Source organism: Frigoriflavimonas asaccharolytica (assembly GCF_013294015.1).
Taxonomy (GTDB): domain Bacteria; phylum Bacteroidota; class Bacteroidia; order Flavobacteriales; family Weeksellaceae; genus Frigoriflavimonas; species Frigoriflavimonas asaccharolytica.
The window spans coordinates 35,038-46,010 of the sequence record NZ_JABSNO010000027.1 but is presented as its reverse complement, the minus strand read 5'-3'; the positions used below and the strand labels follow the sequence as shown (position 1 = coordinate 46,010).

The window sequence follows — 10,973 nt, the reverse complement described above, 5'->3', positions numbered from 1 at the left end:
TACATAAAGATACGTTTTCTTGCAGATATAAACAAACTTTATAACTTCTAAATAACTATTAATCAGTTGTTTAAATAGTTTTTAATGGCTGACTACATATAAATTTACAATTTTATAAATGTTTTTTTAACCACAAAAGAAACAAAAGCAGAAGCTTAAATAAGGCTCCTTAAAGTTAAAATAAGGCTTATAAATTCTTATTTTACCTTTAAAAAGATTTTTGAATTCCTTTACGCTGCAAAACACTTTTGTTCCTTTTACTTCATTTTTTTTATTAATTTTTCAATGGATTCAGTGAATCTTCGATTTGTGGTTTAATAAAATCGTTATTAAATTTTTAACCACAAAAGGAACAAAAGCAGAAGCTTAAGTAAGGCTACTCAAAGTTAAAACCATGCATAAAACTCTCATTTTCGCTTTAAAGAGACCTTAAGTTTTCCTTTTCACAGTAAAAAACTTTTGTTCCTTTTGTGGTTAAAAAATAAGCCATCAAATAGAAAATGTTCCGAAGCACAATTACCTCGGAACATTTCTATTTAAAGAATTGTGAATAATAGCTTCAAATTATTTTTGAAGTTGATTCAATAACATTTCAGCTACTTTCTCAGAAGATGCAGGATTTTGACCTGTAATCAATAGACCATCTTCTACAGCATAAGTCTCGAAATCTCCTTTTTTACTGTAAATTCCACCATTGGCTTTTAGCATATCTTCTACTAAAAATGGAACGACATCCGTTAACTGTACCAATGCTTCTTCAGAGTTGGTGAAACCAGTTACTTTTTTACCTTTTACTAATGGTTCTCCATCAGTATTTTTCACCATTTTCAATGCAGCTGGTGCATGGCAAACAAAAGATACCGGTTTATTAGCGTTGTAAAAACTTTGAATCAAATCTGCAGAAACTTCACTTTCCGCTAGATCCCAAAGTGGACCGTGACCACCTGGATAAAATACTGCGTCGTAATCTTCAGATTTAACGTCTGCAAGAACGTGAGTTTTGCTCAATTTTTCTTGAAGTTCAGCATCTGCTTTAAATCTTTTCGTCGCTTCTGTTTGATTTTCTGGTTTGTCACTTGTTGGGTCAATTGGTGGTTGTCCACCTTTTGGCGAAGCTAAAATTACATCAACGCCTTTATCTACTAAATAATAGTAAGGTGCTGCAAATTCTTCTACCCAAAATCCTGTTTTTTCGCCAGTGTTTCCTAATTCATCGTGTGATGTTAATACAAATAATACTTTCATAATGTTTTTTTAATTTTTTTAATTTTAATCTCTAAATTCTTAGAGCTTGTTTAAGTTTTTTACGAATAATTTTTTAACCACAAAAGGAACAAAAGCTGAAGCTTAAATACATCTTTTTAAAGATAAAATAAGCTGAGTTCTTATTTTTCCCTTTTTTGATTGGTTTTATGTAGGTCCATTTTTAATAATAACATTGCTAAATTAACACAATGTTGTCATTGACTTCGTCGAATCTTCGATTTCCGTAGGAAACCTAACGAAGTGGTTCGACGAAGTCAATCTAAATGCATTGTCAGACAGGACGCTAGATTCCTACGGAATGACAAAAAATAGTGTCAAAAACTTATTATGATAAATTACGGATACCTAATAATTTACAATTTTATAAATCTGGTTTAAAGATTTCCAACTTCCGTCTTCCAACTTCAGTCTTCCGTCTCCCAACTTCCATCTCCCAACTCCCGACCTCCGTCTTCCAACTCCTAATAACTCATCTCAATAATTTTCTGAGCATCGCTTGGTTTTAGTGATTTGTGCTCGCCTAATCCTTCCCAACCTCTTTCTGTAAAACGTTTAGCAACGTTGCTTCCAGTTCCTTCATAATCTTTTGTGTAGTCAGATAATTTAATATCAATACCTAAAGATTTAAAGAATTCGTCGGTTTTTTCTATTCCAGCGTTTGCTTTGTCTTCTAAAGATCCCTCTGTAACATTCCATACGCGTTCTGCATACTGTGCTAATTTTTCTTTCTTTGTTTCAAAGTTGTAACGGTAATGATTTCCCGCCAAAATAGCCAAAGTTCTTGCGTGGTCTATGCCATACATTGCCGTCAATTCATGGCCCATCATGTGAACTGCCCAATCTCCTGGTACACCTTGTTGGATTAATCCGTTCAGTGCCATCGTACAACTCCACATAAAGTTAGACGCTGCTTGGTAATCTGTAGGATCTTTCATAATGGCAGGTGCAACTTCTACCAAAGTTTGCATAATGCTTTCTGCAAAACGATCTTGCAACAATGCTCCAATTGGATAAGTCATGTATTGTTCCATCACGTGGGTAAATGCATCTGCAATTCCGTTTGCCAATTGTCTTTGTGGTATAGATTTAATCACTTCTGGATCTAAAATTGAAAATACAGGGAACATTCCCGGTCCACCAAAAGCCAATTTCTCTTGCGTTTCTGCTCTCGTGATTACAGAACCAGAATTCATTTCAGAACCTGTAGCTGGTAATGTTAGAACTGTTGCAAAAGGCAATCCTTTGGTTATTGGTTTTTTATCTGTTAAAATATTCCATGGTGTTTCACCTTCATGAAGCGCTGCAGCAGATAAAAACTTAGTGCCATCTATTACAGAACCACCACCAACAGCTAGCAAATAATCAATCTTTTCTTCTTTAATGATTTTCAGCGCGTCTAATAAAACGCTGTATTCTGGATTGGCAGGAATACCGCCAAATTCTAAAACTGTGAAATCTGCAAGAGCCGTTTTCACTTGTTCGTAAATTCCATTTTTCTTAATACTTCCACCACCGTAAAGCATTAATACTTTAGAATTAGCTGGAATCTCTGTTGCCAAATTTTCTATCTGACCTTTACCAAACAAAATTTTTGTTGGATTTCTGTATGTGAAATTATTCATCTTATTATCTATATTTAAATTATATTTTTACGATCATTTTTCCAGTATTCTTCCCTGAAAATAAGTCGATAAAAGCTTGAGGAATTTGATCAAAACCTTCTACAATTGTTTCTGAAGATTTCAGTTTTCCTTCAGCTAACCATTGCGCTAATTGCTTCACGGCTTCTGGAAATTTCTCTGCGTAGTTGCTCACGATAAAGCCTTGCATCAATACACTTTTCTTAATTAAAAAACCCTCCACTCTTGGGCCTGTTGGAACCTCTGTTTCGTTATAAGTAGAAATGGCTCCACATACGATAACTCTACCAAATCTATTAATATTGGTATGTGCAGCATCAGAAATATCTCCACCTACATTATCATAATAAACATCTACTCCATTTGGACAAGCTTCTGCGATAGCTTTTGTCATATTTTCTGTCGTGTTGTAATTGATGGCGTCATCATAGCCGAATTCAGATTTTAGAAATTCTACTTTTTCATCTGTACCAGCTATTCCCACTACTCTACAACCTAATATTTTCCCAATTTGTCCTACCACGCTTCCTACTGCACCAGCTGCACCAGAAACTAAAATGGTTTCACCTTTTTGCGGTTTTCCTATTTCCGTTAGACCTAAGTAAGCCGTTAAGCCTGTCATTCCCAGAATTCCTAAATAATTAGAAAGTGGCGCTATTTGATCATCTACTTTTGTTAAATGCTCTGGATTCACGCTTTGCAACTCTTTCCACTCTAGCGAACCAGATACAAAGTCGCCTACTTTAAATTGATCGTTCTTAGATTCTGTTACTTCTGCTACTACGCCAGAACTCATGGCTTTTTGCAATTCAAAAGGTGGAACATAAGATTTTGCATCGCTCATTCTGCCGCGTAAATAAGGATCTACAGAAACAAATTTCGTTTTCAATAGCACTTCACCATCCTTCATTTGGGGCATTTCCACTTCTTCAAATTTAAAATCTGAAAGCTGTGGTTTCCCAACTGGCCGACTATTTAATGTGATTACTTTATTCATTATATTATTATTTATAATTAAATTACTATTTGATTTTTACTTTTATTATTTTTAGTTCGCATCTATATACTTTGTACATTGTACTTTATACAAGATACACCGCACTTCACAATAACTAAACGTTCATTCTTTTTTTTAATTAAAAAATTAGGTTTTTATCGCATCCCAAGCTACTTGAAACATATTTGCTTTCATAGTTTCATCTATTGTGAAGATCCCACGTTGTTGCATTTCTAATAAAAAGGATAGCGGATAAATGGTGTGTGCGTACAAGGCATAAATTGACAAAGGTTTTATTATCCCTTCCGATTTTCCTTTTTCCCAAAGATCCAAAAGCGGCTGCAAATTTTTAAGCCCTTCTATTCTGATGGCTTCATCTATCATCGGACTTGTATCGCATTGCGATAGAAAGTTGGCTTCACTGATGGTATTCAATTTATAGTGCGCAATATTGTTCCAGATAATCTCAAAGCCTTTTTTCACCGACATAGATGCCTCGTAATTGGTAAAAGCAAAATCGCTATAAGATTTTTTAACTTCTAGATACAAGGTATTGATGAGGTCTTGTTTATTTTCAAAATAAAGGTAAATAGTAGCTGGAGCAACACCCGCCAATTTGGCAATTTTTGCCATGGGTGCGTTATGAAAACCATGATTGTTCACCAAGGTTAAGGTGGCTTGCAACAAGGCTGCTTTTTTATCTACTATTTTTACTTTTTTATCCATCATGCTATACGCTCTCCGTTTTCAGAGTACAAAGATATAAAAAAGAATGAACGTTCATTTATAAATATGGGAATATTATAAATTGCAGGGGGAATTTTTAAAATGGGGAGCTTGGAAGCTGCTTATAAGGGTTCTAAGAATAAAATTATAAGAATTGGGAAGCAGATGTAGAAGGTCTTTATTTTGAATAAAGAAGATCTTTATAAAATTTACAAGATATTGATATTTCAATAAATTTTAAAAAATACAATTTTAATAATTCTCTTGCAGGAATTTCCGCGCATCAGTTTTATCAACTATTTCAGCAACTTGTTCTACTTCTTCAGAAGATATTAATTTAAAGGTAGATACGTCTTTCATTTCTTCCCAGAATTTATGTGCTGGAGTTTTGTATAAAGGTTCATCAGCTATTAAAAAGAATTTATTATTATTTAAATTCTTATCATATTTCTGACTTAGTAATGCAATTAAGGTAACATAATGAGAGACGTTTTTTTCTAGCGTTTGTACAGTATGATCTAACGAAAGGGATTTTGCCCCAACAAAAGATCCGTTTAAACCTAAACAATCCATTTCGTAATTAAAATAAATACTCTTTAAAACAGAATTATCTATTGTGATTTCAGTATGAATTCTATTTCTTACTTTACTTATCAGTCGATCTTGTACGTTTTGTTCTAATAAAGAAATTGATTTAATATCTTGAAAAACTTCATTCTTTCCACCGATATTTTTTTCTATCAATAAAGAATACAATTTTGAAAACTTCAAATCATCAAAATCATCATTTAGTGCAGAAGCTTTTGAAAATTGTAAAATTCCATTAGCATAAACATTTAAGTAATTGATATAGTCTTCCGTTATAAATGATTCAAACGTAAATAAATTACTTTTTTGAGTTTCACTGTTCAACTGTTTTAAATAAGTTGATAATTGTTTAATTACAAAATCAACAGAGTTTTCTTTATCACCAAGAAGTTTTTTTGCAATATTTTTCTTGTGTTCAGATACTTTTAACCAATATTTATTACCTCTACAGACGAGTAAGCCAATAGATAAAGAATCGCCAACGATGGTATTGGTCGAAAGTTTTAGTATGGTGTAATAGGTTTTCATTATGTTGTCTTTTCTAAATAATCTGCAAATACTTTTTTATTTCTTTCTTCATTGAAGAGAAAGTACTGTAAATTGATTGCGTCTTGCTCGCTAAAGTTCCATTCTTTTGGAATATAGCTTATTATTTCATCGAAATATTTCTCACATTTAGAGATGCAAAGGTAGAAATAATCTTTATCTTCATTATCCCAATTTCTATTTTTATGTTTATATTTTTTGAAACTAAGTGCTAAATCCGTTACCAAAAGGTTTTCGTTGGCTATTGGCATAAAGTCTTCAGGTTTTAAATCCTGATATTTCATCGTACTAAAGATATAACAATGATCTATTGGAACAATATTAAATTTTTCATATTCGTTCTCCAAAAATATGAGATTTAAATTAGTTGGTTTACGATCGTCATTTTCCACCCAGATGTCGAAAAGTCCGATTTTAAATAAATCGTTAAAATCAACGAAAACTTTTTCATCGAACTTATTATTTATTTTAAAAAATGCAGTACCATCAAATGCACTCTGTAACCAACTACTTCCGAAAATTGGTTTCTGATAATAAGATGATTTGTGATGACTTTTTGAATATTCCGGCAATAACAAATCAGGCGAGAAATCTAAAATTGCAATGTCTGGCGTTTTTAAATCCCATAATTTTAGAAAGCAATTTGCTATAAGTTCATTTATAATATCTGTAGCAGGATTTAGTGCCTTACTATTTTTTGCTAAATAGGCTTCGTAGTTTTCCGCAATTACTTTTATAGGGCTATTTCCTGTGGTACGAATTTCTTCGCCACAGGAAATAACTTTGTAATGTAGGATTTTTTGCAACATATCTACAAAATATTAATGAGTCATTTTTAATTAAAAATCATACTTAAAGTAATGAAATATTTTTTTTCAATTATAAATTAATAATTAGAATTAATTTGTATAAGTTTCTAATTCAGAAATTTCTTTAGAAACTGTATCCAAAATTAATTTTCTTTTTTCTTCAAAATCTTTAGAATTTATAAATGTTCTTCGTAAGTAAATTCTAACCATAACGACATTCATATTCATTAAAGAGAATTCTTTATTTACATTTTCCCACTTCGCATCAAATTTATATTCTTCTTTATTTTTTTGTGCAATTAGTAAACATTTTAAATCTGAATCTTTAAATGTTTTATTTTGATAAATATCTGCTGTCGCATAAATATCTTGAGAAATAAGTGTTTTTAACTTTACGTCAACAGATTTTTTTATTATTTCTATTTGCTCAAATTCATTAAAAGGCGCTGTAGTAAGAATAATTTTTGCTTGGTAAACTCTTTTAAATAATTTTCTATCTAATAATTCATACAAAACATCCTTTTCAACTTGATCTTTAATAACTTCTTTTTTAATTGTGTAGCGTAAAAAAATTTCATCTCCATTTTTTATATAAAAACTCATTAAATCCTTTCAATTCGTTTTTGTTTTCACTATTTAATTTATTATTACAGGTGATTTGTAGTTTTTTTAGAAAATCTATTTGTCTTTTATTTTTTTCAGAGTGGTACAACTCTTTTACAATGAGACAATTTGAATTTAAAAATCGCTTTTCTATTTCTAATATAGTAGATTCACATTTTTGAATCAATATATTTATGTCAGCTGGAAATTCTTCTTTATAATTCATATTATTTTATATATAATTTTTTTACACAAACAACCGCTTCGGCTTATCTAAATAAAAAGACTTCCAACCTTCATTTTTAATCTCATCATGCCATTGGTTTTGTATTAATACACTGCTACTAAATATATCATTCATCCCCTTTTTCCAAGAACTCCAAATACGTTCATCTATTCGTCTTTTAGAATACCAATAATACTCTTCTGAACAGAGATTAAAATAATCATTGATTTTAAATGTAATAAAAGCTTTGGTAAATTCTCCAAACTTTTCATTGTTTGCAGCATTATTAAATTGTTCTTCTTCTTCCGCAGATAAATTTATTACAAATTGCAAAAGATCATTAAGTTTGTCATATCTGCTATTAAACTCAATAAAAAGTTGCTTTTGCAAATTATCATTGCTCAATTCCCTTGTCAATTTATTATGACGATAAGCCAACCACGAAGCAACAATTGCTAAAATTATTGCTCCAAAACTCTTTGTGACATTTAGAAATTCTTCCATCGTATATTTTATATTGGATAAATATTATTTTATTGAAATAAGCTCATTAATAATATCATTTTTAAACTTACTAAAGATTCTTTTATGGTAGTTTTCATTATTTAATTCAATTCCGAAAATCAAGCGATACTGTTCTTCTTTCGAAATATCTAAATTAGGAAACTTTTTTTCTTAGAGAATATTAAGATAATTGATAGAGAATTTATATGGAAGATCAATAATATCTTAAAATTCTTTATCACTTTTACAAACTTTCTCCTATCATGTAATACCACCAAATAAAATACTTTGAAATTAATTTTTATTTAATTATTTCGATTTGATGTGAAAAATGGGAAAGTAGCATTCTTTCTAGAAGTTGATATGCTCTCAAATTTGCAAAATCACTTCCACCACTATGGAATACGAATTCTAAAATACCCTTTGGATCATCTATTTTATATTCAAAATAAAATTGATTTCGATATTGATCTCCTTTGTGAGAAATCAATTTTTTTGTAGCGTCATATTCCCATGTTGTAATTTCATTTGAATTAATTTTATCATTGATATCATTTTTTAGCTGCTGTGGATTTTTTGTAGAAAGTTTTAAGTTGGTCATGTTTATCATTTTTGATTAGGAAGTATTTTTCGATATTTGGCATTATATGTATTGATTTAATATTGATTCATTTTTTAATAAATTATTTTTAAAGGACAGACATGAGAACACCTGCTACAACCAGCAGTGTTTTTATCGTAGATACAAGTTTGATTATCTACTCTATTTTCAACAATCATCTTATCATATGAGGCATCATTAACCTTATCGATATTTAGAATGTGAGCTGCAATTTTTGAAGCTTTTATTGCTTCAACGGATGATTCTGTAGAGGGAATCTTCCCTGTATGTTCTTCTCTCGTTACCGATGTAATAATATCTACACAACCTAACATTCCGAGAATTGAGGCGCCAATTACACTTGAAATGTGATCCTGTCCAATCGCAATATCGGTAGGTATTGGACCTAAAGGCATAATAGGAAAATTCATTTCATTATAATATTTAGAAACTTTTTTTAAGGTTTCTATCCTACTATGACCTGGACCTTCAATTATGACACAAACACCTTTTTCAGAGATGTATTCTCCTATCTTTTTTTGAATTCTAAATTCTTCAATTTGGCAAGCATCTAAACTATCAAAAATATTTGCAGAGCGGAAGGAAGCTCCTATACTTATAGTTGCACTATGTTTTAGACATAGTTTAATAATTTCATCTAAAATTTCAATATAAATATTTTCAACAGGCTTTCTTTTTAACAAATCTTTAACGACTATTGCTCCACCTCTTGAAGTAATTGGAACAAGACGGCTTCTTGATAATTCAATTAGATTTGAAGTGGGTGTTGGGTGAATTGTAATAAATCCAACACCCGCTTCTAATTGCTCCTCGACTTTTTCTAATAGCCCGATCTTCGAAATTGAATCGTTTAAAATCTTTACTTGATAAATTGGTAAAGTACTAACAACCGTATTCTCAAAACTATTTATAATTTCTTTATACAATTGATTTTTTGAAGAATAAAGACTTAAATCGGAAATAATCTCAGGTTGGTAAAACTCTTCCAAATTCATTATTGTCTCGAGTTTTTTTATCTGTTTACCAATATCTTTTTGAGAGGTACAACCTGTAAGAACTGAAACGATAGTTTTATGATCTCTACCTACCTTTGTTACACCATTTTTGAATTTTAAATTAGCTGTTCGGTTCAATTTTTTATCGATTAAAATTGTTTATTCAAAATGTTTATCAAATCTAACATCTCAATCTTTCCTGCCTTTAATTTCATATCATATGCAGAATCCAAACTATCAATTTTATCAATCAATTTCCATGTTTTGGATTTTTTATTTTTGAAGAATGGGATAACCACGCAGCCCATTTCCTGAGCTACCTTAATTTCCGCACAAGTTCCCATACCTCCGTCAAATGCTACAACAACCTGCGATGCTTTCATTAACGGTTTTCTAAAATTTTTTAGTTGTGGTAATAGACTAGAATCATTTGCAAACTTTGAATTTGCAGCGTAAGGATTAGGAAAATATTTTATCCTATTTTGATAATCTATTTTTTTTTTTATACAGCGAGTAGTAAATTTGGATACAACAGTTCTCATAATACCTTGTGATTGACCATCAATAAGAATTAAATTACCTTTGACAATATATTTTATCAACAATTTTAAGTCATCAATTTTTTCATGTGTATGGCTTCCTGTTATAAAAACGCTATTGCCTCTAGATTTTAAAGCAATTTTTTTAAGCAGTGTAGAAAAATCGTCATGATCCTTATAAAGTACCGGAAAAATATTATATCGTTCTAAATTATTGCACCACAACTTAAATTTTTGATCACTTTTATCTTTTAATAATATGTAATGTTTTATCTTGTTTTTATCTGACTTTAAACGTCGTACTTCTGTTAAAATATTTTGAATGTTTGGATCTCCGTAATTATAGCCCATAAAAACAAAAGAATTCTGAAGCAAGTCAACTTTAAGTCGTTGTACTATCGTTGGTTTACGAATGAAAAAATCCTCGTAATCCGATTGAGTTATAACGATGTCTTTTATATTTCGCTTTATACTGCCATGAATTTTTATAATTTCGATTTTATCTTTCGCTTCAACAAAAGTAAAAACCTCTTTATCAGATATTTTCAGTTCGTAATTATTTCTGAATGTTTTTTCAAGTAAATCATCATAATTGGTTGTCCAGATTGTTTTAATATTAGTAATTTTAAATATATCATGATAATGATTCGGCTTTTTATTCGAAAAGTCATCATTGATAGCGCCATACAGATCTTTTTTAGATTTCTTATTCACATAATATTGCGCTAACGAAGGTAAATCATCTGTATCTTCAACTTTGTCAATGCCAATTTCTTTCACAAATTTTTCGATCAAACCTTTCCAATCGGGTAAACCTGAAGGGACTGAAATACCTGAACCAATAAAGTATACTCCTTTATTGTTATAGAGTGAATGAGAAAATACATCTGTGAATTCGTCTTGTGTCATTAT

General features: G+C 30.5%; 12 protein-coding genes. All 12 read right to left on the bottom strand.

Annotation, left to right across the window (positions count from 1 at the left end):
- Nucleotides 1-564: 564 nt before the first annotated feature.
- The 12 genes from HNQ03_RS13990 to HNQ03_RS13935 all read right to left on the bottom strand — a co-directional run bounded on the left by HNQ03_RS13990 (nt 565) and on the right by HNQ03_RS13935 (nt 10,970).
- Complete coding sequence (locus tag HNQ03_RS13990; protein WP_173780318.1) at nt 565-1,245, bottom strand: type 1 glutamine amidotransferase domain-containing protein; 681 nt, start codon at nt 1,243-1,245, stop codon at nt 565-567.
- A gap of 482 nt (nt 1,246-1,727) precedes the next feature.
- Nucleotides 1,728-2,888: an iron-containing alcohol dehydrogenase gene (locus tag HNQ03_RS13985; RefSeq protein ID WP_173780317.1), complete on the bottom strand. Its 1,161-nt coding sequence runs from the start codon at nt 2,886-2,888 to the stop codon at nt 1,728-1,730.
- 19 nt (nt 2,889-2,907) lie between these two features.
- Complete coding sequence (locus tag HNQ03_RS13980) at nt 2,908-3,903, bottom strand: NADP-dependent oxidoreductase (protein WP_173780316.1); 996 nt, start codon at nt 3,901-3,903, stop codon at nt 2,908-2,910.
- A gap of 147 nt (nt 3,904-4,050) precedes the next feature.
- Nucleotides 4,051-4,632 carry a TetR/AcrR family transcriptional regulator gene (locus tag HNQ03_RS13975; RefSeq protein ID WP_317170381.1) on the bottom strand — a complete coding sequence of 194 codons (582 nt, stop codon included), beginning with the start codon at nt 4,630-4,632 and terminating at the stop codon, nt 4,051-4,053.
- A 249-nt stretch (nt 4,633-4,881) separates the two neighbouring features.
- Nucleotides 4,882-5,745 carry a hypothetical protein gene (locus HNQ03_RS13970; RefSeq protein ID WP_173780315.1) on the bottom strand — a complete coding sequence of 288 codons (864 nt, stop codon included), beginning with the start codon at nt 5,743-5,745 and terminating at the stop codon, nt 4,882-4,884.
- A complete protein-coding gene (locus HNQ03_RS13965; RefSeq protein WP_173780314.1) occupies nt 5,745-6,572 on the bottom strand; it encodes a HipA family kinase in 828 nt (275 codons plus the stop codon). Before HNQ03_RS13965 ends, HNQ03_RS13970 begins: the two co-directional genes overlap by 1 nt.
- Before the next feature lie 90 nt (nt 6,573-6,662).
- On the bottom strand, nt 6,663-7,175 hold the full coding sequence (locus tag HNQ03_RS13960) for a hypothetical protein (RefSeq protein WP_173780313.1): 513 nt from the start codon (nt 7,173-7,175) through the stop codon (nt 6,663-6,665).
- Entirely contained in the window at nt 7,147-7,401 is a 255-nt protein-coding gene (locus tag HNQ03_RS13955) for a hypothetical protein (RefSeq protein ID WP_173780312.1), read from the bottom strand. The genes HNQ03_RS13960 and HNQ03_RS13955 overlap by 29 nt, the downstream gene beginning before the upstream one ends.
- A 21-nt stretch (nt 7,402-7,422) precedes the next feature.
- Nucleotides 7,423-7,905, bottom strand: coding sequence for a hypothetical protein (locus HNQ03_RS13950; RefSeq protein ID WP_173780311.1), 483 nt, complete (start codon nt 7,903-7,905; stop codon nt 7,423-7,425).
- Nucleotides 7,906-8,206: 301 nt separating this feature from the next.
- Nucleotides 8,207-8,506 carry a hypothetical protein gene (locus HNQ03_RS13945; protein ID WP_173780310.1) on the bottom strand — a complete coding sequence of 100 codons (300 nt, stop codon included), beginning with the start codon at nt 8,504-8,506 and terminating at the stop codon, nt 8,207-8,209.
- Nucleotides 8,507-8,580: 74 nt separating this feature from the next.
- Nucleotides 8,581-9,660 (bottom strand): phosphomethylpyrimidine synthase ThiC, encoded by a 1,080-nt coding sequence (locus tag HNQ03_RS13940; RefSeq protein ID WP_173780309.1) that lies wholly within the window; start codon nt 9,658-9,660, stop codon nt 8,581-8,583.
- A gap of 11 nt (nt 9,661-9,671) precedes the next feature.
- Nucleotides 9,672-10,970 (bottom strand): SIR2 family protein, encoded by a 1,299-nt coding sequence (locus HNQ03_RS13935; protein ID WP_173780308.1) that lies wholly within the window; start codon nt 10,968-10,970, stop codon nt 9,672-9,674.
- Nucleotides 10,971-10,973: the final 3 nt, after the last annotated feature.

What these genes read in the sequence shown, in the direction of transcription:
- HNQ03_RS13990 (WP_173780318.1), bottom strand. Translation starts at nt 1,245, where the DNA reads ATGAAAGTATTATTTGTATTAACATCACACGATGAATTAGGAAACACT.
- HNQ03_RS13985 (WP_173780317.1), bottom strand. Translation starts at nt 2,888, where the DNA reads ATGAATAATTTCACATACAGAAATCCAACAAAAATTTTGTTTGGTAAA.
- HNQ03_RS13980 (WP_173780316.1), bottom strand. Translation starts at nt 3,903, where the DNA reads ATGAATAAAGTAATCACATTAAATAGTCGGCCAGTTGGGAAACCACAG.
- HNQ03_RS13975 (WP_317170381.1), bottom strand. Translation starts at nt 4,632, where the DNA reads ATGATGGATAAAAAAGTAAAAATAGTAGATAAAAAAGCAGCCTTGTTG.
- HNQ03_RS13970 (WP_173780315.1), bottom strand. Translation starts at nt 5,745, where the DNA reads ATGAAAACCTATTACACCATACTAAAACTTTCGACCAATACCATCGTT.
- HNQ03_RS13965 (WP_173780314.1), bottom strand. Translation starts at nt 6,572, where the DNA reads ATGTTGCAAAAAATCCTACATTACAAAGTTATTTCCTGTGGCGAAGAA.
- HNQ03_RS13960 (WP_173780313.1), bottom strand. Translation starts at nt 7,175, where the DNA reads ATGAGTTTTTATATAAAAAATGGAGATGAAATTTTTTTACGCTACACA.
- HNQ03_RS13955 (WP_173780312.1), bottom strand. Translation starts at nt 7,401, where the DNA reads ATGAATTATAAAGAAGAATTTCCAGCTGACATAAATATATTGATTCAA.
- HNQ03_RS13950 (WP_173780311.1), bottom strand. Translation starts at nt 7,905, where the DNA reads ATGGAAGAATTTCTAAATGTCACAAAGAGTTTTGGAGCAATAATTTTA.
- HNQ03_RS13945 (WP_173780310.1), bottom strand. Translation starts at nt 8,506, where the DNA reads ATGACCAACTTAAAACTTTCTACAAAAAATCCACAGCAGCTAAAAAAT.
- HNQ03_RS13935 (WP_173780308.1), bottom strand. Translation starts at nt 10,970, where the DNA reads ATGACACAAGACGAATTCACAGATGTATTTTCTCATTCACTCTATAAC.